The 24,805-nt window shown below is 43.0% G+C and carries 20 protein-coding genes; 1 reads left to right on the top strand and 19 read right to left on the bottom strand.

Annotation, left to right across the window (positions count from 1 at the left end; all coding sequences use genetic code 11):
* Positions 1–40: 40 nt before the first annotated feature.
* The 10 genes from SK33_RS23880 to trhI form a co-directional block, all read right to left on the bottom strand.
* Positions 41–1,273 (bottom strand): DUF7146 domain-containing protein, encoded by a 1,233-nt coding sequence (locus SK33_RS23880; protein ID WP_032610499.1) that lies wholly within the window; start codon positions 1,271–1,273, stop codon positions 41–43.
* Positions 1,274–1,387: 114 nt separating this feature from the next.
* Complete coding sequence (locus tag SK33_RS23875; protein WP_015063134.1) at positions 1,388–1,609, bottom strand: hypothetical protein; 222 nt, start codon at positions 1,607–1,609, stop codon at positions 1,388–1,390.
* 70 nt (positions 1,610–1,679) lie between these two features.
* Positions 1,680–3,692, bottom strand: a complete 2,013-nt coding sequence (locus SK33_RS23870; RefSeq protein WP_022652174.1) for a vWA domain-containing protein — start codon at positions 3,690–3,692, stop codon at positions 1,680–1,682.
* 77 nt (positions 3,693–3,769) lie between these two features.
* A complete protein-coding gene (locus SK33_RS23865; RefSeq protein WP_015063132.1) occupies positions 3,770–4,897 on the bottom strand; it encodes a DUF3150 domain-containing protein in 1,128 nt (375 codons plus the stop codon).
* Between the two features lie 71 nt (positions 4,898–4,968).
* Positions 4,969–5,238, bottom strand: coding sequence for a hypothetical protein (locus SK33_RS23860; RefSeq protein ID WP_032610391.1), 270 nt, complete (start codon positions 5,236–5,238; stop codon positions 4,969–4,971).
* A gap of 38 nt (positions 5,239–5,276) precedes the next feature.
* A complete protein-coding gene (locus tag SK33_RS23855) occupies positions 5,277–6,329 on the bottom strand; it encodes an ATP-binding protein (RefSeq protein WP_022652173.1) in 1,053 nt (350 codons plus the stop codon).
* A 59-nt stretch (positions 6,330–6,388) separates the two neighbouring features.
* The gene (locus tag SK33_RS23850; protein WP_022652172.1) at positions 6,389–7,375 is read right to left on the bottom strand and encodes a hypothetical protein; all 987 of its coding nucleotides are present in this window, start codon (positions 7,373–7,375) and stop codon (positions 6,389–6,391) included.
* A gap of 60 nt (positions 7,376–7,435) precedes the next feature.
* Positions 7,436–7,813 (bottom strand): hypothetical protein, encoded by a 378-nt coding sequence (locus tag SK33_RS23845; protein ID WP_022652171.1) that lies wholly within the window; start codon positions 7,811–7,813, stop codon positions 7,436–7,438.
* A 58-nt stretch (positions 7,814–7,871) separates the two neighbouring features.
* Positions 7,872–8,747 carry a hypothetical protein gene (locus SK33_RS23840; protein ID WP_015063128.1) on the bottom strand — a complete coding sequence of 292 codons (876 nt, stop codon included), beginning with the start codon at positions 8,745–8,747 and terminating at the stop codon, positions 7,872–7,874.
* A 373-nt stretch (positions 8,748–9,120) separates the two neighbouring features.
* Positions 9,121–10,929, bottom strand: a complete 1,809-nt coding sequence (trhI, locus tag SK33_RS23835; protein WP_015063127.1) for an IncHI-type conjugal transfer helicase TrhI — start codon at positions 10,927–10,929, stop codon at positions 9,121–9,123.
* Between the two features lie 182 nt (positions 10,930–11,111).
* Here trhI and SK33_RS23830 point away from each other — a divergent pair, with 182 nt between their 5' ends.
* Positions 11,112–11,984: a hypothetical protein gene (locus tag SK33_RS23830; protein ID WP_015063126.1), complete on the top strand. Its 873-nt coding sequence runs from the start codon at positions 11,112–11,114 to the stop codon at positions 11,982–11,984.
* 28 nt (positions 11,985–12,012) lie between these two features.
* Here SK33_RS23830 and trhN read toward each other — a convergent pair whose 3' ends face one another.
* From trhN to SK33_RS23790, 9 genes are all read right to left on the bottom strand, one after another.
* A complete protein-coding gene (gene trhN, locus SK33_RS23825) occupies positions 12,013–15,189 on the bottom strand; it encodes an IncHI-type conjugal transfer protein TrhN (protein WP_015063125.1) in 3,177 nt (1,058 codons plus the stop codon).
* A gap of 18 nt (positions 15,190–15,207) precedes the next feature.
* Positions 15,208–16,263 (bottom strand): IncHI-type conjugal transfer protein TrhU, encoded by a 1,056-nt coding sequence (trhU, locus tag SK33_RS23820; RefSeq protein WP_022652170.1) that lies wholly within the window; start codon positions 16,261–16,263, stop codon positions 15,208–15,210.
* Between the two features lie 11 nt (positions 16,264–16,274).
* On the bottom strand, positions 16,275–16,406 hold the full coding sequence (locus SK33_RS26700) for a hypothetical protein (protein ID WP_022652169.1): 132 nt from the start codon (positions 16,404–16,406) through the stop codon (positions 16,275–16,277).
* 1 nt (position 16,407) lies between these two features.
* On the bottom strand, positions 16,408–17,916 hold the full coding sequence (trhW, locus tag SK33_RS23815) for an IncHI-type conjugal transfer protein TrhW (RefSeq protein WP_015063123.1): 1,509 nt from the start codon (positions 17,914–17,916) through the stop codon (positions 16,408–16,410).
* Positions 17,903–18,415: an IncHI-type conjugal transfer protein TrhF gene (gene trhF / locus SK33_RS23810; RefSeq protein WP_015063122.1), complete on the bottom strand. Its 513-nt coding sequence runs from the start codon at positions 18,413–18,415 to the stop codon at positions 17,903–17,905. Before trhF ends, trhW begins: the two co-directional genes overlap by 14 nt.
* A 278-nt stretch (positions 18,416–18,693) precedes the next feature.
* Positions 18,694–22,992: an IncHI-type conjugal transfer protein RSP gene (gene rsp / locus SK33_RS23805; protein WP_022652168.1), complete on the bottom strand. Its 4,299-nt coding sequence runs from the start codon at positions 22,990–22,992 to the stop codon at positions 18,694–18,696.
* Between the two features lie 121 nt (positions 22,993–23,113).
* Positions 23,114–23,671: a hypothetical protein gene (locus SK33_RS23800; protein WP_022652167.1), complete on the bottom strand. Its 558-nt coding sequence runs from the start codon at positions 23,669–23,671 to the stop codon at positions 23,114–23,116.
* A gap of 2 nt (positions 23,672–23,673) precedes the next feature.
* Complete coding sequence (locus SK33_RS23795; protein ID WP_022652166.1) at positions 23,674–24,108, bottom strand: hypothetical protein; 435 nt, start codon at positions 24,106–24,108, stop codon at positions 23,674–23,676.
* Positions 24,098–24,550, bottom strand: coding sequence for a hypothetical protein (locus tag SK33_RS23790; RefSeq protein WP_015063118.1), 453 nt, complete (start codon positions 24,548–24,550; stop codon positions 24,098–24,100). Before SK33_RS23790 ends, SK33_RS23795 begins: the two co-directional genes overlap by 11 nt.
* Positions 24,551–24,805 lie beyond the last annotated feature (255 nt).

The following is a 24,805-nucleotide window of genomic DNA, read 5'->3' as shown; positions in this document are numbered from 1 at the left end:
TAACCCCCCCCGACCTAAAAAGGCGGGGGAGTTATCGGGTTTAAAGCTGAGCAAGACATTCAGGAGCCCATTTTACTGGGAAGCCATCAGGTCCTGTTAATTTCAATACTTCGTTCCAGTCGATTCCTTTCGTCCCTTCAGGAATATCGAAATCTGGTTCAAAGACTTTAATTGTCAGCTCTGAAGTGGGATATCGCTTTGCAAAAAACTCTTCCATTCGGGCCTGAAGTCGTATTGCTGACTCCATACCCGGGCAAGCGCCTCTTGAATTCACAACATCCTTATCCGCCCAGACGTAAAACTGTATTTCTTTCACATCCGGAGGAGGCAGTAGACTATCCGGCACTTCAACGTTTTCAAGACACCAGGCAGAGCTCGCAGCCCAACACGGTGTTGAAGTCGCTTCAGTTACTGACAGCGCGTTTTCTATGCCTTCAGCCACACCTAACGTCCAGGTACGGGTACCTGAGTTGTAGTGTGGGTCGTACAGCTGAATTGAGCCGCCGGTCATATCGGCAGGCGGTTTCATCATCAGTTTCGGATTCTCTACCCGAGCCTTATCACCATTTTTCTCTACGAACGTTCTATGGATTGTCAGAGGACGTCCCCGTGTATCACGATAAATTGCGATCATTCCCGGGTAAGTTGACGGTTTCTCTAGTGACTTATCCATATAGTAAAGTCGGTTGTTCAGACCAAGATCCTTAGGCAGATTACTCAGAATTCGTTTAAGACCACGATTTCGGAGATACATGCCCACAGGACTCCCTGGCTTGATTTCACCTGTATAGTGATATAACACTTCAAGTTTACGCAGCCGTTTTTCAACTTCATCGCTATCAAGCGTTTCGGTTGCACGAACTGTTGATTTATAACGCCGTTCACTTTCGAGATCCGCATCAGTTAACGGAGCGTACAGATCCATACCAAAGAAATCAGTCAAGATCTTCTTACAAGTCTGGGTTTTGCTCAACTTGTAATACTCTGCCAGCACATCAATACCGTCACAAAATGCATTCACAGGGAAATCATTGTGAATAGCACAACCGGTATAGAGGTCTTTTTTTCGGAAACGGAACTTTGATTTCCCGTCCCCGGTGAAGGGGCAAGGAACCTGGCTAGGTGCTTTATCACAAGCATCTTTAAATGCCGGTATTCTATCGAATACATAGCGCCAGCCAGAGGCTTCCGCAACACGAGCGTGAACCATTTTAATAAAGTGCTCAGATACTTCATGTGGTGTACGCTTAACAGCCGGTGATGCATAAGTCATTTTGTTCTCTCTTATCTGGCATTGTGGGTTTCTCAATGCCCTCTGCGATGCAGAAAACAGGGAGAAACCCACAACGCAGAATCTAAGAATAAGGGCCATAATGGCCCTTAACAATTACGCTTCAGACTTGAAGCCATTATTTTCAAGACGCTGGATAAAACCATCAACCATTGATGTTGCCATTTTTACATTACCCTCCGGTATAGATACATCCCGGAGAATTACTTCTTTTGGCAATTCACTTTTGACAACTTCACCCATGCGACCAAAAATACGGACACGATGCATCATCCCGACTTTTTCATACTCGACACGGTAAGTCTTTATCTGAGTCATATATTGCTCCTTAATCCTTCAGGGAGCAAAACGACCCAACCGGGCGTCATTTTGCCCCGATTGGGTAGAGTTAATTAGATAGAATTTGATGTACTAATTTACTGACCACATTCGGCAGTAAAGAAATATCATCAACATTTACGAAGGTGCCCTCATCAAAACCAATTAACTCATCAGTTTTAATGCCTACACCAGCGATTTCAATACCGTTACTTTCAGCTACCGTAAGAACATCACTAATGGTGTAATCAGACTCTGTCGGATAACCATCAGTAATAAGGAAAACAATTTTCCTGTCAAACTGGCTTTCAAGTAACAATTCTACAGCAGCCATTAAGGCGGAACCCGTTGGGGTATTATTCCCTTTACAGCCGAGTGAAAATTTTGAAAGCGTCTCTTCCGCGTTTTCATCAAACGTTTTGATAACTTCAAAGTCTTTGTCGACAAACGGATAAATCACATTAGCAACGTGCATTTTTGAATTAGCTTCAATCGCCAAAGTTAATGCAAGGTCAGTCTTAATTGCGTGGATATAACGGTGATCCAGAATCATAGAACCTGAAATATCACGAACAATAACCAAGCCGACGTGGCCCCGGTTTTTAGATTCGCTTTGCGACCGGAATACATCCCTCACACCCATCGGAGACTGGATCAATCGATTAATGTCGAATGACAAGCCTCTATCACGGGTTTTAAATTGACCACGCATTTTTACCTGCTGTAAAACAGATAAGTCTGCCCCAAGAGTCTGACTGATATTTAATGCTTCATTGTAGACATTCAGATCAATAAGCAAATCTGGAAGATCCCACTCATTTGCACCAAATTCAGCTTTAACCTCATCCGACACACTGGCAGCAATTACGGAGATTTCATTTGCAAGAGCCTCATGAAAATCTTCACTTTCCTCATCGCTGTTAAGAAAATCATCCAGCAATTTGGCAAGGATACTCCACTGCTCAGGAGAAAAGTTACTTTCCCCATCGGAAGGATTTCCATTGGAACTGTCGATTTGGGAAGGAGTTCCGTCAGCATCATACGAGTCAGGGTTAGCCGATTCATCGGTTTCGGGCTCTCCATCAGGTTCACCGTTACCGCTCTCAGCACTTTCTTCATCCCCTTTAGATTGCTCTGACGGCTCATTATCTTCCATAGGTGCTTTACCATTACCAGCATCATCGTCTTGCTCTTCGGAATCTCCATCCCCTTCACCCTGGTTGTCACCATTGGTTTCGGAATCAGGTTCATTCTCAGAGCCAGATGAATTGTCTGTGTCGTTTTGCGGGTCTTTATTCTGATCCTCTTCTTGCTGTTTCTCTTTGGCTTCATCCCGTAAACGCTCTAAAAGAGCCAAGGTTTTACGCGCCAGAGAATCGCAATTTTGCGTACTTTTGCAACTTAGAGCCTGATGAATAATCTCATCAACTTCTAAAATTACAGGCTCAAGGATTTTCTTTGCATAATCGAAAAATGGATCAAGCGTTTCTTTATGCCCTTCTTGCTGGAGAACGTTAACCCGCAATGTATTAAGCAGGAACATTTCAATAAACTGAACAGGGTTTTGAGGGCTTGAAGAAACATCAACCGTCATTCGCCCAGCTTCAACCATCAAGGCATAACTTACCGCGAGGCGCTTTTTTGCCTCCTGATAGTTAATACCCGTTTTCTCTTCCATCTGGACATCATCAAAGAGATTAATAAGTCCATGTAGACGGTAAGCCCGGGCATATGCGATTTTCTTTTGTTTAAGGGTTTGAAATTCAGCGTTCAGCTTATCATCTATACTGATGAAGCCATCTGCATTAATCAGTTCCCCAACAAAAGCTTCACGGTATACTTCATGTTCTGTATAGCGACCGTGTCCAGCTTCATGACATATAAACCCTTCAATTAGCTTGACGAATTTCTCATCGCTATAATCACCATTAGGTAATACACAAACGTTCTTTTCGCTGTTGAAATAAGGTGTATGTACCTTATTGTCTATTACAACATTAAGACCACTTATACCGCTTATCACGCTGGCTATATTCGTCAGGCGTTGAATATGGCGGGGTGAAGATTTCAAATCAAATTTCATTTGAGTACCTTTAATTAATAAAGGGTACTCACCCAGATGGTGAAGTACCCATCTGGGGTTATTTTTACAAGACTAAATCACCAGCCGTTCAGTTCGAGTTCGCTGTTAAAAGCACTATTACTACCACTGGCCTGAAGGGAAACATCTTCTTCAGGGACAACAGCAGACAAAGGTGCAGTTACTGCGTTTTTCTCAACTTCTTCAAGCGGATCTTCTCTGAACACATTTGCTGAAGAAAAAACATCATCCTCAAAAGCATTCTGAGAGTTAGCCGTATTATCCTGTGAATCAATATTGAATGACCGGGTAATGGAATCCAGCCAATCTGTTACTTTCTGCTCACCAGAAATAATACGTTTCAGCATTGACGCATCACTCATGAAATAGAACCATTGCTTTAACACCGCAACATCACGGGGAGAAGAAATGGCGCCTTTGGGTAAATTATTCATGACGTGCTTGATAGCTTCTGCAAGAACAACCGCCTCTTTATGAATGAACATAAAGCTAATGATTTTATCTTGCATCTGTTTTAATCGGTCAATCGTGCTGGAACGCAAATTATCATTTTTACTGATTTTTGCATAAACCTTCATAGCTTCATCGGCCAAATCGATTATCAGTTGTTCCTGATAAAAGTCCTGTGTTTCATCCCCCTCCACACTAATCGGTGAAAACGGAATGAAATGCGCCAGATTAAACCGGAATGATTTAATAAAATCATCTTTCGTTAATTTCAACTGGTCGATTAAATCTGACATCAACGGACTGCGATCTTTCTCAGCCTGAATATGAGTGTCATAGTTATCAACCACATTCTGGATACCGGCTTGAAATTCACGTTCAATTTCTTGTGCCTCTTCCAGAAACTCCTCCATTCTTTCGACAGGCAAAATCCACATATTGCTATAGCGGATACACAACCGTGAACAGAGTGTTGAAATTCGACTAGTGATAGTGCTTTTGAAACTCAGTGCCTTTATGTCTATCCAGCGAACTTCACTTTTAGACACGCTCTTCTGGTCCGTTATATCATCGCCGCCATAGGACAGTTCGATTTTATCGGTACGCCGAGAGCCCTGACAACCACTGATTTCGATTTTTGTTATAACAGCACCTTCCAACAAATCAGGATGTGCTTTTACAAAGTTATCACAGATTTGCTTAGCGGAAACTTTATTAAGTTTAGAAGTATTGAAAGTCATAGGTTTTCTCCAGATTAAAAAAATGGGAAAACCTCCCTGTCGGGAAAGATTTCCCGATAGGGTTAAGATTATTACTTCTCAAGTGTTGTTAAAAGAATTCCAGGAAATTCACTCTCGACAGACGTCGATTGAATACTTCCTTGATACATGAATCCTTTTGATTCAAGGCCCTTAATCATGGCTTCCATATCTTTGTCACAATCTTGATAACAAATAAATGAATAGTCATTATTGTGCTGCTTAAGACCTATATATTGATTTCCTTCCTGTGCAATCGCGAAAGTTTCATCCCCGTCTGCACTCAAAAAACCGTAAAACGAAAGATGAGCAAAGTCTGTCACAAGGCATTCAGCCTTCTGATAACTCGTCCCATCTATAACTACTTTTTTGCAGTGTAATACTCCATTGTACGGTTCTTATCGTCACCGAGTTTTAAATCGATGGCTTCCAGCACCATACCACTGGCATGTGCAGGCAGAGCCGACGCAAAAGCAATTTTAAACGTATCCAGTAAGGACATGGTCTTTAACGTCATCGACGTTCCAACCCATGCCACAAGCTGACGAATATCCATTACACTGTCTTCAGTTCCTATGTTGTTTACTGCAACGGCTACCGAAACGAATTTTTCAATTACCAGCATAGGCAGGCTATTGTAGCGTTTAAGCAAAACGTTGGTTAATGCAACCTCTGAAGGCCTTTCCATCTCCACAATCAGGAAGCGTTTAATAAACGCTGCATCCTGCCGCTGTGATGAAACGAACTTACGAGATCCCCCACTCATGTTTGTGTTTGCTGTACCCATAAACCGCGTAAACTTATTGGCATTAACCACTTCGCCACCGTTGGCGGCTAGTGACCAGGGCTTACGCTCTATAGGCATATGCAGCTTCGCGGCGGTATCAGGGTCAATCTTGTCCACTTCATCCAGAAGAATGAGGTGGCCTTCCTGAAACGCCGTTACAAGCTCGCTGGGCACAAAACTGGTGTTTCCGTTAATGAGACTACGCTCACCTTCAAGTTCATCAGCACGAATATTACTGTTGATTTGCTTTATGGTTAGCGGCCAATTCAGCATATGGCTAATGTACATTGCCATTTCAGTCTTACCAGAACCAGACTCCCCTTTCAGGCATACACTTAAATCTATATCGTTACTTACGAGCAATTGTACTACTTGCTCAAGTATACGAGCATTCGGTATATAATCCTTATTCAGGTTTGCACGATGTGGAGATAAACGTTTAAATACTGGAACTATCATATCCTCGGACATTTCAGGAATACCAAACAAATCTTTGGCCTTAACCAGGTAATATTGTTCCTTATTCGCATATGCTTTTGTAGATATAACATTTGCGGGTAACAGATTACCAATATTTTCTTCCAGTAATGAATTTTCGGTTTCTAATATAGTTGCGGCGTTAGTCATTTTTAAAACTCCGGTAAAATGCAAACACCGCCCGCTGGCAGATGTTTGCCAGTGGCATATTAGTTGAAGGTCATCTTACACGCTGTAACCATCTGTTTTCTGATAGCATCAACGTTGTAACCAAGATGAGTCCCTACAATTTCGAATACTTCAGATTCAATCCATTCGAACTGGCGCTCAAATGTAGGGTTTACGATAACCCAACCTGATGTATCCCTTAATGTTAACTTGTTATTTACGACAAGTTTTTCAAACAAATTAATTGTTGATTTAAATGCTTTAGAATAGACATCCATTATATCCCGATCAGTCCATTTTACTGCCAGTTTATTTTCTGCCAATAAATAGTCACGGTCGAAAAAGATATCCCATCCCATATCTTCCTTACAATCATGCAAAATAATCTCTTTATCCTGATGATATTGAGATAATTTAACATTTTCACTTTCAAAACTGTGCGTGTATTCATACAAGCTTTTTTTAAGCTCTGACCTAAACTCAATAGCATCTATACCATGAGTGGCACATGTAAGCTCAAATGACTGCGACATATACCAACGTGTTTCTGCTTCAAGAAGCGGATTCACTTTGATATTTCCGAATTCATCAGTTGTATAGAGTGATTTTGTAAAGACAAGATATTTAACGTTTTCCAACGACTCTTCCATTGCGACGACGTATAACTGATATACATCTTCAGGAGCCCAGTCGATAACCAGACCACCTAATTCTGCATTGTATTCTTCTAAAGTGAAGAGATAATCAGTTTCAGAAGCAAAACTAATTCCATGCAGAATTTGATTGTTGAGTAATTTGGAACAATGACCTAGCAATGCAACATCATCCGACACATGAGGCACCAGTTCCGGGCCAGAATGTTTTTCTTCTGATTGCATGCTTTGCTTTTGGGCTATTGCATTATTTATATATTCAAGCGGAGACTCAACTATGGGTATTATTTCATTTTCCTCTTCTTCAAAATCGAATATAGAGAAAAAATCCATTTGTTTACCAATAAATGATGTCGAGCTAATTTTTTGTTTCATGGGGCCTCCAAAGGGAGATCTCCCATGAAGGGATTTCTCCCCTTTAGGGTGGTTTAAATGTCAGATCTGTCTAAAGCTACTTTGCCCAAAACCCTTGGGGGGTTTAGGTATGTGAGCTAACTTACTTGTTGCAACGACTCTCATGTAGTCAAGAGGGTGCTCTCTCCCTTCCAACGTGACAATATCCACAACAAGATAACCGGAGACCATTAACTCATCACCTTGATTTATACCAGTGAAACAGCCTGAATACATTTCTGGTGACACTTTGATTTGAATAGAAAATTCTCTCTCAGCGATTTCACCATTAATTTCAGTCTTCATTCTGTTTTTGAGCTTTATTAATAACCCAACGTTACCGTCAGTCATTTCTTTCTCCATTGCACTGATAACTATCCCGGACACTTTAACTTCATTAACATATTCAAGATGTGACATTTCTTCTCTCCTCATTTTAATCAAAGAGAAGCCCTGTCAGGGTTCCCCCTTAACAGGATTAAATAAATTTATTTACAATGAACATCAATGACATCATGCCAAGAACAGCAAAACAAAACGTCTGACCAAAAGGTCTTGGTTCTTTAGCTGTTTTAGCGCTATTGACTTGAGTCAAAAGTTCATCAATTGTTAACTGCCGTTTTTCTGCCTTCATTTTGTCATCTAAATATTGCGCTTCTCGTTTTGTGAGAAATTCAATTTTAGATTTGATAGCATGGTCCCAGCCTTTGGAATCGAAAACGCTCAATTCACTAAAGGTATGTAGCATGAGTTCATCAGGAAAACCTAATTCTTTCATTAAGGGACGGACGGCTGCATACAATGCATCTACAGTTTCATAATGTGCCTTTGTCACTTCATTAAAGCGATTACGCAATGCTAATTTATCGCGCTTCACAATAATTTCAGAAACCCAGGCAATCAACTGATCATTTTTTAACTCTCTGGATTTATCGAGTGAATAATCTAGGTCATCCACATCAAGGAATGTGTTCAACCCATACTTTTCAAACTCTTCATTTAAAAACTTATCCAGTTCAGCTAAAGTTTTAAACATGGGAATTGCAGGTGCTTCTTTGAGTAGCTTATAAGCCTTCTCAAAGTCAATTGGATTGACATGAATTTGCTGCATTTCTACATGATAATAAGTTGAAAAAGCTGAAAGCTTTTGGGCCAGCATAGAAACCGATTTTAAAGAGTTCAGTTCAATTATAGTTGGTCCGTCTTCATTCAAAATAACAATAAGGTCATTATCATGCCCTGAGTAAATAATCAGAGATTCCAATAACTTCTTGTTAACTGCCTTGTCCATATCCGGAATCAGATCGGCGAAGGCCAGAAGAAGGGCTTTACTGCGTGCTTTGCTTTTAGACATTTGGGGTCACCTATATATAGTAAGAAGGAAGGAATAATGGAATATTCCAACACAAAGGCAAAGCCTGTCATTCATCTCCCGTAAGCTATGAACCGCCTGATTTATACTTTCTGGCATTAGAAGTACGCAACGAAAATAGCTCAATCAAGAGCTAAATTAGTTACGATTTGGTAAATTCGGTTTGCCTTTTTACGGGCATAGGAAAGGCACCAGCGACAAAGGTGACATTTTGCCGGTGGTGCCTTGCAGCTTAAGTAAGCTGGCCGCTTTTCACGGCTGAATCCGCGCTTAATGCGCAAAGTAACTTTTGTCAGTTACTTGAAATGTGGGAGCGATAATACAAAGCTCAATATTCTTATACAACATAGAGTCATTATTGTAAATACTGATTGGAAAATTCTTCTGTTAAATTTGATTCTATTCTCATATTCGCTGCCTCTTTCAATTTTTCTTCGGCGCATTCGCTTAAAAAGAAGGACGGATCACCGTACCACATTACATGCAGCTGTTGTTCTGCTCGTGTAAATCCTACAAATAGAAGTCTTCTCTCTTCTTCAATCGCTTCCTGCCCCACTGATCTCTTGCTTGGGATCTGGTCAGCATTGCAACTCATAATAATGACTTTTTTCCATTCTAGCCCCTTCGAACCATGCAATGTCGATAAAACTACTTTATCCGGCGTATATTCCTCATCCTTCTTTTTAGGCCCCAAACACATCGCCGCAGCTCGATTTATCATGTTTTGCCAGCCATTTTTCTCAGCCCATTGCTTACAGGTATCTAACGCAATTCGTGTCAGTGAAGGTGAACCTTTCTGAGTCCTCATTTTTATTGATGACAATTCCATCCATTTAATCAGATTTGCGAAGCGCTTTTCGATTTCAACTTTATCCCGAGTCTCCTGTGTAAACCGGGTGAAGTTTGAGTGAAGTGTTCTTGTTTCCAGGGAACTTGCATCTGGGATGCTCAGTTCACCAAAAGTTACTTTTCTCCCTTTCATGCTAAATGCTGTTTGATCCAAAACTTCTTCATTTTCACCGAAAAGCGCCAGCACCCTCTTCATTAATCGAACATCGTTGGACTGCCGAAAGAAAGCCATCAGATGCAGTACGTCGCTCGTCTCTTTCTCATCCCAAAAGGACTTGCCTCCATAACGAAGAACCGGCTGCTCTATGAGGCTTTCAAGCTGATCAAGATGTGCATTACCTCTGCTAAGGATTGCCCAGCCATTTGGGTCTTGGTTAATTAGATTGAGGATGCCTTGAATCTGTTCATCCATATCAACATATGAGCGGAAATTAACTTTTCCACCACCACTTTTAGCTGAACGCAGATCCTTAACGTATCTGTAAACATTTTTTTCAATCAATGCCCCTGCAACCTTAAGAATTTCTGGTTCACACCTGAAACAGGTATTTAGATAAAATATGTTTGGCCTGAATTGTTTTTCAAATTGCTGGAATATTTTTACCCCGCCGGAGGCCCTGAAAGAATAGATTGCCTGATCATCATCCCCTACGATGCTCGTGTTAACACCACCCCTTGTATGTAGTGCGATCCAGGCATACTGAATCGAGTCGGTGTCTTGCACCTCATCTACAACTAAATGCGTCAAATTTAGTGGCTGCATTTTTCCTGAGTGCATCTGGCCCACGACAAAACGTGAGAGTGCATTTAAGTCAGCTACGTGGTCTTTCTGACATATTGCCTGGTATGTGTTGAACAAGTGGATTTGTTGACGCGTATGGCGAACTGAAATGATGTCTGTATCCATTTCCCTTCCAATCGCATCAATAGCAAATTCAGCTTCCGGGTAACGGAAAGGCGCGCCTGACTCCTTTAACGCACGATGAATTACAGAACGCTGTGCCGAGCTAATCAGCATCTTGCCCTTCCAGTTGACCATGTCCAGTTGCATCCGGATAAAGCCGTGGAAAGTATTTACCAGCACCCTATCCTGGTCTTTTTTACTTAACCGACTTTTCAGCTTTTCAGCCAATGAATTTGTTGCAGCGCGAGTAAATGTGACCATTCCAACCTTGGCATATGGGAACTGCCTGAGGATTGAGATCACAGCCTCGATCATCGTAAATGACTTCCCAGACCCTGGTGCTGCAATAACCATATTATTTGCGTTTGCATTTTCAATGATGACCCTTTGCTCATCTGTTGGTTTACCCATAAAAGCCTCTGAATATTTAGTCCCACTGATTATACGATTTAATTTAGAGGGATTTTTCTTTACAAGGCTGGTTTTTGTTCGCTTCACATTTTTTCATTTTTTCTGCATTTTGGTTGTTTGAGAAACTGACGAGTATGAAATAATGCTTCTAGACAAAAAAATCATTCAAAGAAGGGTCTCAAATGAAAACTAAACGTTTTGTATCTCTGGTTTCTGCTTTTGTTGCCAGTGCATCGCTGGTTGGTTGTGCCCGGGATGCTGGTAAAACCCCGAATTCTGCACAGCACAGCGACACTCATGGGCTCTACTGGCATGCTAATTCTAAAGACTCGGTAGCCAAAAATGCTTACTCTTTGGCCGGTTTTGACGTTACTTTTAATGAAGAAACAGTCCAGCCGGGTGGCGATGCAGATAACTTGCTTTCCAAACTGCTAATTAGTGGCTCTATGGGCTATGTTACAGGAGGGCTCAGTGGATTAAGTATTATGAGTTTGGGATCAATGTACAGCTCCTCTGACGCTGAATATATCCAGGTTAACCAATACGTCGTCTTTGTCCCGAACCCTAAAAAACTTCCTTATAACGATGAAAGCTTAGTACGTGCCGGTGCTGCATATGTTTATAATCACACCAAAGAGTCACAGGTGGCACTCGGGTTCAATCCTTCGAAGCAAAGTGCGGCTCTGGCTTCATGCAAGATTGATATGGCAGTGATGAATAAATGGAGTACCTGCGACCTCCCTTCAAAGCCAGCTGCCGACGTAATGCCGACTAAGTCCATGTACAGCTTCCAGGTTATTCGCCCAGCGTCTGGATCTGAAATCCCTCAACTTAATCTACCTGCCGGTGATTATTCAGTAGTTCGTTACGTATTCATTCCATTTAAAGGCAATGAATCTAGTACTAACTTCTCAGGTATTATTTTCCGTTCTGACAGTCCAAAATTCACTACCCCAGGTGGCGTTGCTGCATCTATTAACGGTAAAGATTATTATCTTTTCGCAGGAGAATATGGTCAGAAGGGTTTCCCTGAAAAAACTCTTAAAGCAAAATAAAAATAAAGGGGCTTTACAGCCCCTACATTTAGTATTTTGGTAATTCCTTCCCAGTAATTGGGTCTACATAAGTTGACCCAACTTCACAAATCGCGGGCCGTGGTAGATAGCTACAGTCCACATTCTCCTCTTTAATTGCCTGATTATTTTCCTGTCTAGCTTTTATCATATTATCCTCACCACCCATTGATTCTTTCGTTCTTTGGGATGGAAGTTGGTAATTTTCATTTTTAAATGGCAAATTTTCTGTTATCGATGACTCGGAGAATGTAGCGTACTGATCAGGAACTTCTCCGACCTGGACGGCATCGTTAATCCATTCAGTTAAATCGATCTTATCAAAATCTAATCTCTGTATTTGACTAATTGATAATCCAACGCAACTCGAAGCAACCGGATCTATTCCAAGTTGAGGATACGCCTGCTGCATAATCACGCGAGATAACATTGAATTGTAGCAGCACATGTCTGTTGCTTTTTTAACACACTTCTTTGTAAATCCCATATTGAGATATTTAACACAGCGTTCAGTATCCAGTGTGAAACAGGATTTCTGATTTTTATGAATAGACGCTTCCATTTCTTTTTGATCACAGGCCACAAGCATTTCAAGCAACATTTTTGTTATTTGATATGCGGTATAAATCCAGCCAATGACATTTAATGCAAGCATAAAGTTTTGAATTGCTGCTGAAAAGACTACTTCGCCACCCGTTGTCGCTACATTTTTAAAAACGAAGTCCCTTACTGTATCGGGAAGCAAGTCATATGCTTTTTCCATGGCCATCTTCTTAAGGGTACCAAGCCCGAAAGAGCTCATTGTCTCCTTAGCAAGTTGACCACTTCCACCAGCAGTGGATGAACCTACTGTTCGCCCAAGGTTACCGGCCACATTTTCGTAGACGCTGGTTAGCGAACTGGTGACATTGTTCCACATCTGACCAACAGTTTTACCTGCCGATGCTGTCCATTCACCAACCGAGTTAGCCATTGAAGCCCAGGTTCCACTCTCCCCACCGGTCCAGCTTACCAGCTGAGCATTCACTCGTGTCCAGTTCGTGTTTCGGATCATCGACCCAGCCAGCATAATCGCCTCTAGTGAGCCAGCGGTACCCTGTGGCTGTTCGCAGCAATCTGTTTTGGCCAGCCCGTTCACAAAACCAACGGACCTGCCGCACCATTCTGCTTTCCCCTCAAAGACGGAGCAGGAATTAGGGTCGTTGGGATCTTCGCATTTTGCCTCACCCTGCATGTACTGAACCATGTTTGAGTACGCGGCCACTTTCCCAAAATCATTGTTTTCCTCTTTTGGGCCGGTTTCGCATGTTCCACCAGAACATGGGATCATACCTACACAGGCGTTAGTCTGTGACTCTACCTCTCTGACGACGTCCTTACCTCTGTCACACGTATATTTCTGCTCATACATGTAGCATGTATTTGTGCCTTCATCGAACCAACCTTCTGCACAAGTCTGTGTATCGAGCACACACGCAGCATCATTTTTATATGTGCCGCAAGCGTCAGGCATATTTTTAATGTCGTCGTAGTTGTAGCAGAGGTCTTTTCCTGCGGCGTCTTTCATGATGTTTCCCTTCGCATCATATGAGCACAGCTTTTCCTTCGCCAGGGGATCACAGAAGTAACCTTCAAGGTTTGTTTTCCAGGTTAAGAACCCGGTATCGCCTTTATAAAGCGGTGTGGCCATTTTAAGCACAGTTTCCGGGAGCCGCTTTGTACCGACATCCATGTTCACAAACCGGTCAAACCGACAGAATGAATTCGGCGTTTGTACTGCATCAAAACAACCTGCGGGTTCCTGTATATGTTTATCCTCCAGCTTCATATTTTCAAAAGTCAGCTCAACTTCAAAATAGCCTTCCCCACCGCCACCTACCCAAACGCGTGACGCCATTGTCACTTCACGGTCCACCTCCTGATATACAGAGTTTCTTACCTGGTCGGTAATATCGTAGACTTTGTCAAGCTTCCATGATTTTTTCAGCTCCCATGGCCCTTGTGGTGATGGATAATTGCTACTTCTATATTCTCCATCTATGTGAGCAAAAATCTGCGTTCCATCAAGCGTGACCCTCATATGATCATCCCACTCTGCATTAATTATTTTCGCAGTTGCAAGCTTTGCATCAGGATGAAATTTTAAGGTTAATGAGTTGTCATATACTCCATCGTTCCAATAGTTGTCGTCTCTTCTGCCGAACCAGACCCTCACACAATTATCCCCGCACATAGACATATCACCATTACCACCTGAGATATAAACAGGTACGGAAAAATCACGAGTTATTGTGCAACTATTAAAGTTATCTTTCTTGGGTGAGTTGCAGTAAAACTCTTTATAATCTGGATAGTGTGTAGTAATAGTTTGTTTTTTTGTTTCCGTATTGCAACTCTGTAGCCAGTTGCCTGTACCGGCTACAGCATTACCAATTTCATTTCGGCCAGCATTGAACATAGGGTCGTTAGGTTTAATATTAGATGCTGGGTTGTCTTTATTTGCATTCACCAGTGTACGGTAGGCAACCCCATCGTAACTCTGCGCTTCAAACAGCTGACTTTTTCGATTTTTGATGTCATTGATGAATCCATCCTCATCTCCATACCGGCCACCGGAATTAAACTGAATATCACTGTGCTTCTGCTCTGAGCTGAATAGCTCTCCTGTACTGGTTTTAGTTCCTGCCGTTGTATTCGTGTTGTTACTTATACCAATGTTACCGCTACTGTCTCTGGAAAGTAACTTTGCCCCCTCTTTCGTATAATTAGAGTTGATCGTACCGCCCGTCATGCTCGGTAACTGTACGGTCTTACCGATCGACTTGCCGTCAGATGCAGCATTACTCATAACACTTTCGTTTGAGTTCAGCGCCCCGTACTTCCCAACGTCTAAGTTTATTGAATCTGCTTTACCTACATATTTATCTGATATTTTTCCGCTCAGGTTTTCCCCGGAATCAGCATTCTTGTACTTCTCTACAATATCCTGAGCACTTGTTGTTGCATTTCGATTTGCGTTGGGGTTCGCAAGGTCAAAATTGTTTTCCAACTGATCAAATATCGCATCAGCTGCGTATATTTTTGGTGTCATAACCATGTTAATGAGCGAAACGTAAAATGCCCAACTCATAGTATTTGCGAGCATAGACGCAATAATTGTTGAAGCAATTAATTTCCTAGTTTTCATATTAAAAGCCTCCTGCAATTAAGCGCCGGGATTAAAACGCACGCAACAGTCATTATATCTCCATAGCATATAGACATAATTATCTATGCCTATTTTCTTTCGTCCACCTTTCAGCGTTGACCAATCATGTACGGAGTCACCAAGCCTATGGCAGCAATCAGGCCCTTTAGCTTCTGGCGTTGGGTAAAGCATTGAAAGTCTATATTGTGAACGAGGAGTGAAGTATTCCCATGTTTTCTCACACATTGCATCTGCTCCCATTGTTCTCATTAGCATTCCTTGCCGATGTAACTTAGTTAGTAGTCGTTGTGTAATAAGGGAACTGGTTCTGACGGCATCATCATTCGCATAGACGTGCCCTGTAAGCGGGTACAAGTTACCATCACAACCGGCACAAAAATAGGCAGCCAAATTATCCTTTCCGGCAGTCACTGCCACGCAGTCAGCAGCACATACCATTGAGGCAATAGGGTTTGCAAATACCACAGCTTCGGGGTTCAGCACGAGCGTCAACAGATCACTTTCCCACATTGGATCAACTTCGCTGATATACGTCAGACTGGCATCAATATAAGGTTCTGCTGTACATTCACCGATTATCAGCAATTTCAACATTGTCATGATCGGGAATTCCCAGAGATGTACGTCGTAGAATCCGGCTTCTGTAGCAGTCATAGGCTGGTTAGTATTGCTCTTGCCAATATCGAACTGTGATTTTTGCAACATGGTTCCCTCCAAAAATGGGCTGCACCATGGGCTTTTCACTACTTCTACGATTTTAACTGGCTGGAAAAAACTTAACTGCCATCCGATTTCTGGTATCCCATTTTGGTCTGTGCAATAGCAGCCGGGGCGTGAGGGTGCGGCACCTTCAGGTGCCGCACCAATTCCCATGATCCGCATCGGGAAGATGCAACTCCAGCAGATATTTTTGATTAGTCCCTGCCACACACCAGCTGACTGGCACATTGCTCCCGGGACGCCGGTATCTGCGGCCATGGTCATTGCAGGCAGGGAAAATGACAGCATGACAGCAACCAAAATTTCCAAAAGTAACTTTTTTAGCTTCTTCACCGGCACGCTCACTATTTAGTAATGAATGTTGTCACGCTTTCCATATACGTAACCACTTTGTTGAAATACTCTCTCATCAGGTCCGGGTAATTCAGAGTCAGCCATGTGGCCAGCAGCGCCCCTAAAATAAATCCGATCTTCATATCAGTTCTCCTCTGCCGAGATTTTTTCTCCAACACCACGTATTTCAGCTTCACTGAATTGCGTTATCCGGAATTTATCTTTTTCAGTTGAAATCAACACTGGAGTGTTTTTAATCTGGAAGCGGGAAATAATTTGCTCATTGACTTTGAATACTTTCCCGTTAAATTTCTCGCGCAGATCATTCAGATGGTCCCAACCATTTTCCTGTTTAATTCGCGTAAACATCGGCATAACCTGTCCGCTGCCAAGAAGTTGGCGATATTGCTTCTCAGCCCAATCAAGCTGCCCCGGATTCAATGGGTCAAAAATTATCATGGTGAGGTTCTGCGGGAACCTGCTCAGCGGGTTAATCAGCTCGCCCGCAGAAGCAATGACGCGGCCCTGCTTATCTTTCACGTCCTGAGTGACCCTGATAGTCGGGTCAATTAACCATTCCTTGTGCTCCTGAGCCGGAGGCAGATTAACCATGAATTGGTTCTTCCATGTGTCTGCAACAGCTCGCTTCTTGGCGCCCTCCCAGTCATACTTTTGTGCTCGCTCTTCGAGCTCTTTAATAATGCTTTTCTCTTCGACCGGATAGGTCGTACCAGCATTAGGTAAAATATCCTGATCGGGATTTCTGGCCAGTTCTCGCTGGAAGAAATCAACGTTAAACGAACCGACCATTTTAGCGAATCGGGATTCCTCACGGGAGATAATTGTCGGGACCTGCGTGACCTGGTACTGGTCAAACGCATCAGGGTCAATCGTAATCAGTGGAGAGTCAAACTTCCCCTTCACCACCAACTGATTGATTGCAGCCTGAGTCTCCGGAAGACGCGTCGTGCCTTTCTTCAGACCATTAAAAACCACTCTCGCCTTATTTTGTGACGCGGTACGGAGTAGATCTTCTAGGACGTAATCAGGCAGGCTAAATGACGCAAAGATAGTGATACCGTTTTCTGTCGAAAGCACCTCTTCCCGTCTGCTATCTATTTTTCGTTCGAAGTCAGCGGCGGTGATCCCTGAGGTACCAAACATTTTTTCGATATTCGTCGACTGGCTGCGCATTACTTCTGGTTTATTTTCGACAGACTTCAGTGCTGAGTCGTTCAGCTGAATATTTCCCTGAATTTCATCACGTCTGCGAATAATGTCATTAACTGCTTCAGAATTATTATTCTGAGCGCGTATAGCCTGAGTATGATCGATAACCGCCTGCACACTGTCAGCATTCATACCCGGTACATAGCCCCGATTCGTTGGCTGACTGATGTCCCTGTTTTGCTTCAAAGCTTCAGCCTGGCGGACGTACTTCTGGACATCCGGAGAATCCAGAGAGCCTGACGAGAGCGGGCCTTCTGCTGTTTCCGGCGGCGTTGACTGAGCGCCCAATACTTGAGCTTGCCTAGCAATGTCGTCAGCAACCTGTTGATACTGGGGGCTAGCCGTAGCGGTGGACATCAAGGCGTAAAACGCCAGGCAGGTGGCCAGAGGCTTAATCGTTGTTTTTAATTCAATAGATCGCATATGTTTTCCCAATAACTGAAGTCAACTTAACCGGCCCCCAAAATCGTGAGTCCCATGAGTGATCCGTTTGGCCAATTAAAAAAACTTCTCCTTTCGGAATAGTTAATTCTCTTTCAATAGACTCAGCAGGTATGTTGTATTTCATTGAAATACGTCTGGCATTAGCTTTATAAAACTTGCTCCCGTTATAAACGCCATCCATTGTGACTCTTAGGCGATCTCCGCCTACCCCCGCCACAATTTTAATAACCTTCTCATTTTCACGTATAAATCGGACTGATTTTGGCATATGAAATGCAATGATGTTTCCTGCCTTGACAGATTTATCCTTCAAGTCAATCATGTAAAAATCAGCAGGTAAACAACCATTTAATAGCCCATGTCCAAATGTAAATCGAGTAAAGAAGATGGCCAGTACCAGTATCAGAATTGCCAAATTGATCGGCACGTACCAATCAAAACTCAGTAACCCACGCTTCTTAGGTATGTATTCGCTCATAACCTGCTTCTCTCAGATACCGGAACCAAAGGACTAATTTTTACATTACCTTAATACCTATTATCCATGTTTTGGACCGTCATTATTTCTACAAAGCCAGTTATTTCTGATAATTTACGCCCCTCTTTTTCTTTCATTATTGCCATTGATTGGTGATTCATGAGACTTGTATCACCGTTCATGCAAAGTAACTTTTCCGACGAAATCAATTCAAAAGACCAAAGACAAAAAGCCGGGACATTACTGTCCCGGCTTCTATTTCAGTACATAAATTTGTCTTACTGCGATGTACCAGTTGTTTCTACAGCCTTTGATTTTTCCTCATCTGGGCCATATACGACCGTGCGCTGTGTTGCTGAATCTCCACTATCATCATATGCGACTACACGGATATCTTGCTTCCCACGATTAAGATTTTTCGATAGTGTCGCAGTGCTGCCAAAAACATTCCTTAGTTCATCATTGATATACCATTCATAACGAACCAGTTTGCCATCAGTATCGACACATTTATTTGTGAAACTCCAGCTCATATTGGATTCTGTATGGCTTAGCACACATTGCGGAGCGGCGTTTTTTACAACATCAAAATCTACTGATGCTGTACCACGCTGTCCCATTTTACTGACAACATCCAGCGTGATTTCATATTTTTTCTCAGTAAGACCGGGAATTCCCTGAGCCCAATAGTTTTTACTACCCTGGACAACCTCTCCATTTACTTTATACGTCACCGTATCAATACTGTCAGCAGAGTGCGCCAGTTTAATATTAGATCTTAGTGTGACATCAAGAGGAGCCCTCATGAACTTATTAGAGAATTTTGGGGTCATTTCAACAGTCATCGGAGTTTGCTCATCGACGACGAAGGTATTTTCAATACGCTGTTCGTTATTACGGTTATCGCGGAAAACGATCATCAACGTATATTTACCCGGCTTCGCAATTGCAAACTCTTTCGTATCTCCTTCATCTTTTGAAATGGAGATATTTTCCTTATCGTAGATCCACTCCCGTGAATAAGTTACTCCCGGATAGTCACCGTCTTTTATTCCGGTCAGGGCGACGTGTAAGGTCGACGGGGCCATAGTGTATTTTAGCTTCGTACTGACTTTCATTTCAGGGAACTTATACACCCAGGACTTAATCGATACTTTCCGCGTGGAAATGGTACTTTCCTTGCTGTCAGCGAGCCATGCACTGTATGTAAATGCCGCATAGCCTTGCTTATCCAGCATCTCCTCTGTCAGCGTCATCGACAACTTAGGCCCTCTGATTTTCTGTCCGTCAGGGGCAGTCCATTCTTCAATGACGTCATTTCCGTTCTGGTACCGACTGTTCGGGTTGGAGTATTTACCATCTAAAGTAACTTTACTTCCCACCTCTACCTTTGAAATGCTGCTCACTGAAACGGAAAGGCGCTTGGGTTTAGCGACCGTTAACCGCGCAGACGTCTCTTTCCAGGAGGACTCTTCAGCCAGGTCGTCTGAATCCAGATAGCGCATCCGGGCGTAGATAGTTGGCGGAAGCTTCTCAGCGGCAGTCACGGTATAGGTAGTGTCACCCGCGACCCAATTAATTTTATCTTCCGACCACATTACTTCAGCCGTACCCTGCGGAATCGGCTCATCATTATCCAGCAACGAGACTGGTAAATCATCGCCTTCAAGAATTTCCGCAACATCAATACTTAGCTTAGGCTGTTTGTACGTTACAACTGTCAGCACGTCGCTATAAGACACTTTTGACGTAAACTTGTTGGTCATCTTGGCCCTGTAGAGCCACTTACCGACGTCAGTTTTTCTGATTGAAATACTTCTCTTCCCAGTCATGTCCGAAAGCATCGTCCATGTCTGCCCATTGTCTGACGACTCCTGCCACTCGGTAGGAGCAAGCGCATCAGAGTTAGCTGTGCTGGCCGATTTGAAGTTCACAAGCGTACTGAGCGGGATACGGCCGATAATCAGGCTCTTTGAGAGATTACCCTCCAGCTCTTCACCCTTATACACACGTATGCCGACCGCACTTGTTTCCCGGGTCAATTCAAAATCAGCGAAAGGCGAACGGACTTTAGCTATCCCGACAAGACGCATGTTCCCAAGGTCCATATTCTCGATTTTGATTTTTGTTTCGACTACCCCGGCATCATTCACCGGCAATGCCTCGGTTAATGGGGTACGTTCATACGTCGTTTTAAAACGGCCTGTTTCTGGATCTTTACCATAGATACTTTTCTGAGCGTAAATGGTTACATCCCAGTCACCCATTGTCGTCCGGCTAAATGAGCTTTTGCGAGTTGAATTGTTATAGCGCCCAACTGACACCTTCAACGGTAATTCCATTGTAGTAGCCGTCTTTTTGTCTTCGACTTCCATCGTAGCCCGAATGCTGAAGTCGGGGACCGTATACACGTTAAGTGTATCGGCGGTCCGCATTGTCGGGTCCTTCGAGTACTCTACAGCAATGTCGAATACATTTTTCGTCCACAGTGGGGCTGCGGCTACTTTCAGACGCTGAACGAATGTAGTTGCATCGTTGTTTGATGAACGGTTTTTAAACGTCGTTTTTGTGTTCTCACCCCCGTTTTGCGAAACATAGACTGTCACATCAGCAGGTACCACTTTTGCCAAGAGGCGAGCAGCTTCCCCACCTGTCGTGTACGCTAGTGCAGTGTTAGGGTTGATCCCAGTTACCAACTTATTTTTCTTGTAAGTAAGGATTGGGTTATATGGCAGTTGAGTTGTCAATACGCGGCGGTATTTGGCCGACACAGCTTTAGAGCCTCTACCGTTTATCATATAGACTTGGTAATCGAGCAGGTTTTCGCCAGTTTTATTGAAGAACCCCGTAAGTCCTGGCGTCCTGCCTTTAAAGTAAAATTCAAGCCCGTCCGGTACATTGTTCCACTGAGGGTAACAGGCAGTGATATCAGATTTGCCGCCATACCACTCAAGATAAGCCTGCGCGTTCTCTTCCGTAGTAAAGAGAGTGCATTTATCACCGGCTGTCTGACTCATCAGATCGGTATATTGCCGAACGCGAGAATACAAGGTGACGTCTTTTTCTAAGTTTTTAAGCGCAAACCCTGTCGGTTGATACGTGAAAGTGGTATTGAATGTCACAATCTTGCCATACAGGTTTTCCGCCACGACTGTGATTTCGTGGTCAGCATTCACATCTAGATCATCCCCCACCGGCAGATAATAAATGCCTTTGTAGTTCGTTGGGGTGAGTTCAACAACTTTGTTATCGATAGTAACGGCTTTAATATCCGCAACCCCGGCCTGCCCCTGGAATGCGGCAACAATAATTTCATTTAAGAAATAAACAGGTGCTCGTTTTGCCAGCGCTGCCCCATCCTTAAGTACCATGAGTGTGGGGTTATCAGAAAGCATCAGTTTGCTTTCGGGCTCATTGTACGTAGACGTATTCTTGCTAGTATTCTCTATAGTGAACGTGGCGGCATAAGAGCCATTCGTCAGGTCTGTTAAGTCAAAGATATACAGATACTCATCGCCGACCTTCTGGGGTCCGCTCACGGGCTGGAGGGTACGCCGTATCGGTGTTACCCAGGATTGCTTAAAGTCGATAACCGTACCGTCATCCAAAGTTACTTTTGTTGTCGGCTTGAAAACCCCGTCCGGCACCATCGTCAGCGTCATAGCTGTTGGTAGCCACCACTCGCCTTCAGTCTCTTCCTGGGGCACTTTGACGGCTACAGCTACCGTTTTAGCGCCGGTATAGATTTGCTGACCGCCAATACTGATAGTTTTAGCTTCATCAGTGAAATTCCAGAGAGTATGGTCAACAACAGGAGGACGGTAGTCCCAGGTCAGCGTAAGCTTTTGCGCTTCAGGAGGGGCAAAGTAATTATTTTTCGAATTAGCGGTGACAGTTATTTCCCGTGAACCTATCAATAAATCCGAATCACTTACTTTAATACTTCCTACATCGATCGTGCAACTGGTCCCACCAATAGGGACTTCACAGGCAGAACCCGATCCGATAGAAATATATTGCACAAAATTGCGGGGTTCTACTGAGACGGCAAAACTCCTGATCACTTCATCCTTAATATAAGATTTAAGTGTGTAACCCTCTTGAACCAGCCCATTCATAGACGACTTTAGGCCGGTGATCGTCGGTTTAACCGGTACGAGAGCATTAACTGTATACTCCCCTTTCACTACTTCTACTTTTTGCCTTTCTGTACCGGAAAAATAGGAAATTTTGTAAGGGAGTTTTAGGTCTCCTGAGCTGTTTGGAATCCCGGTTAACGTGAACCCGTTAGCAGTAAATCCAGAGCTATTTGGAAGCCACTCAAAGAAGCAGACAAGATTATCCACCGTTGATGTCGCACGATCATCAACCGTCACATTACATGCGGTTCCAGAGCCTGAGGCAGTAATTATATTATTGTTTACGAATGCAACAAAATCGCCCGGGTCGGGATTAAACGTGACGGCAGGCATATCAGCCTGGAGTTTTCCGGAAATCATAATTGCCTCGGCATGTACCGACTTAATCGAGGCAATTAAAGAAAACAACAGGGTTAAACATAAACCTGATTTTCTCATGACGAACACCTGTTTTTTTTACGCAGAATTAAAATTACTCTACGATAAAAAAATCTGAAATCTTGTTCGTTAAGAGGAAAAAAAAATATTAATTTTTTGCTAAAAATTGAAGATTTTTAACTCACTGACAGCTTTTCGACTCCGAAAGGCGCAGAGCAGTTATTATCGATTCTGAGGATACCCATGGCATCTTAAGCGTCAAGAATCCAAGCAAAAAAAGTCCTGTTGAAACACAATCCATTTGCGTTACGGGAAGATTATAATTTATGGGTTTAAATGAACCCCTTTCGACCGGAACAATGCCTGACGTGACTAACAAGCCCCCACGGTCATTTGGGCCGATAGTGATATTTTTGTAAGCCTGGTGTGTGCGATGCGTGGTTTTTCTCTTTTCAATTTTAAGTGTAGGTTTAATTCTCAGGAAGACAGAAGCCAGCGCCATGGCTTCGTTTTGGGATAGTTTCATGAGAATACTTCCCTCTGAATTCCACCCATATTCTCTATTGTCAGCCGGAGGGGCGAATTGGAGAGTAAGGTAATATTTTTCAGCCTCGCTTATGAAGGCTGAATTATCAGCAGACCGACTTATGTCGACGTTCACTTCAAATGCCATCGCCACTGACTGGCTGAAGACCCTAGCCCGTAGAGCCTTCGTTCCAATAGCTTCCAGTTCTTTCATTGCTATGCTCTCTTCTTAAAGAACCATATACCGGAGATGACTTCATTATCCTGGATGCGTATCAAATCCGAAATAACAAAACCACCTTTTCCTTCCGAAATTATCATGGTGTAAGAGCTCGTATGCACAAGCCGAGCATTTTTGATTGGTAACCCAGCACACTTAACAGAAATTTCATCAGGCGAAACTTTTTCAACAAAAGTAACTTTTGATGCAACACCATTGATATGTATGTTTCCGTTATCTGCAATTTTAACGTTTAACGAAGGTGTGGATTCTTTATCACAGGGTTGGAAAACAGACGTGGCTTTAAGAACTTTGCCAGTAAAATCGTACAAGTCGGGCTCCGCCGGTCTTGCGTTGAAAAGCGAGTAAGCCCCCGCAATTGTTAAACCGAGCACTACAAGAGGTAATAGTTTCTTGTAATTAACTTTCATCCTCCAGTTCCTCTCCAATCAGGTGTAAAGCACTCACGCACATAAGCCTAAGCTGATACAGCAAATTGTCGGCGGTGATACCACCAACAAATGTCACTGTACGGCGTATCGATACACCACCAGGCTCGCATTGAATATGGCCAATACCCGCATCGCGAAGAAAATCATTCTCGGCGCTTACGAGGTCTGCTTCCGCAGGTGGAATGACCACTTCGATGAGTATTGTATCAATTGGAGCCCATTCCCAGTCGTACTTAAGGGAGGAAATTGGAGCGATAGAAACATGAAATTCATCAATATTAAAAATTACAGGTTTTTTGCCCGTTGATTCAGGCTGAATGAAGGGATTCTCGACCAGGACAACTGGGAATTCAGAAATAGACAGAACTTCGATTAACTGATCTCGACGTAAACCATGTATTAGTGAGTTGCGTGATAACATTCAGTCAGCCTTCATTATAATAATCAAACAGTTACACATGATGCCGTTAGTTTCTTTACGCTCATCCAGATTGCACGGCAGAAACTCTTAGGATCATAGGGTGCTAGGGTAACAAAAAAACCTAACTTGACCAGTAAAGCATAGAGATTTTTTACATAAAATAATAAATAAGTACCAATTTTAGTAAGATATTTCTTACTTCAACCAATACTTTAGGACAAATCTGTACCCGTTTTAACACCTGTTCTTAAATCG

The organism is Citrobacter sp. MGH103, from assembly GCF_001034475.2.
GTDB lineage: Bacteria > Pseudomonadota > Gammaproteobacteria > Enterobacterales > Enterobacteriaceae > Citrobacter > Citrobacter freundii.
Note: the sequence above shows the minus strand (reverse complement) of the source record. Positions and strands in the feature narration are given on the sequence as shown.

Excerpts from the sequence above, each read along its gene's own strand:
- SK33_RS23880 (WP_032610499.1), bottom strand. The coding sequence starts at position 1,273 with ATGACTTATGCATCACCGGCTGTTAAGCGTACACCACATGAAGTATCT.
- SK33_RS23875 (WP_015063134.1), bottom strand. The coding sequence starts at position 1,609 with ATGACTCAGATAAAGACTTACCGTGTCGAGTATGAAAAAGTCGGGATG.
- SK33_RS23870 (WP_022652174.1), bottom strand. The coding sequence starts at position 3,692 with ATGAAATTTGATTTGAAATCTTCACCCCGCCATATTCAACGCCTGACG.
- SK33_RS23865 (WP_015063132.1), bottom strand. The coding sequence starts at position 4,897 with ATGACTTTCAATACTTCTAAACTTAATAAAGTTTCCGCTAAGCAAATC.
- SK33_RS23855 (WP_022652173.1), bottom strand. The coding sequence starts at position 6,329 with ATGACTAACGCCGCAACTATATTAGAAACCGAAAATTCATTACTGGAA.
- SK33_RS23850 (WP_022652172.1), bottom strand. The coding sequence starts at position 7,375 with ATGAAACAAAAAATTAGCTCGACATCATTTATTGGTAAACAAATGGAT.
- SK33_RS23845 (WP_022652171.1), bottom strand. The coding sequence starts at position 7,813 with ATGTCACATCTTGAATATGTTAATGAAGTTAAAGTGTCCGGGATAGTT.
- SK33_RS23840 (WP_015063128.1), bottom strand. The coding sequence starts at position 8,747 with ATGTCTAAAAGCAAAGCACGCAGTAAAGCCCTTCTTCTGGCCTTCGCC.
- trhI (WP_015063127.1), bottom strand. The coding sequence starts at position 10,929 with ATGGGTAAACCAACAGATGAGCAAAGGGTCATCATTGAAAATGCAAAC.
- SK33_RS23830 (WP_015063126.1), top strand. The coding sequence starts at position 11,112 with ATGAAAACTAAACGTTTTGTATCTCTGGTTTCTGCTTTTGTTGCCAGT.
- trhN (WP_015063125.1), bottom strand. The coding sequence starts at position 15,189 with ATGAAAACTAGGAAATTAATTGCTTCAACAATTATTGCGTCTATGCTC.
- SK33_RS26700 (WP_022652169.1), bottom strand. The coding sequence starts at position 16,406 with ATGAAGATCGGATTTATTTTAGGGGCGCTGCTGGCCACATGGCTGACT.
- trhW (WP_015063123.1), bottom strand. The coding sequence starts at position 17,916 with ATGCGATCTATTGAATTAAAAACAACGATTAAGCCTCTGGCCACCTGC.
- trhF (WP_015063122.1), bottom strand. The coding sequence starts at position 18,415 with ATGAGCGAATACATACCTAAGAAGCGTGGGTTACTGAGTTTTGATTGG.
- rsp (WP_022652168.1), bottom strand. The coding sequence starts at position 22,992 with ATGAGAAAATCAGGTTTATGTTTAACCCTGTTGTTTTCTTTAATTGCC.
- SK33_RS23800 (WP_022652167.1), bottom strand. The coding sequence starts at position 23,671 with ATGAAAGAACTGGAAGCTATTGGAACGAAGGCTCTACGGGCTAGGGTC.
- SK33_RS23795 (WP_022652166.1), bottom strand. The coding sequence starts at position 24,108 with ATGAAAGTTAATTACAAGAAACTATTACCTCTTGTAGTGCTCGGTTTA.
- SK33_RS23790 (WP_015063118.1), bottom strand. The coding sequence starts at position 24,550 with ATGTTATCACGCAACTCACTAATACATGGTTTACGTCGAGATCAGTTA.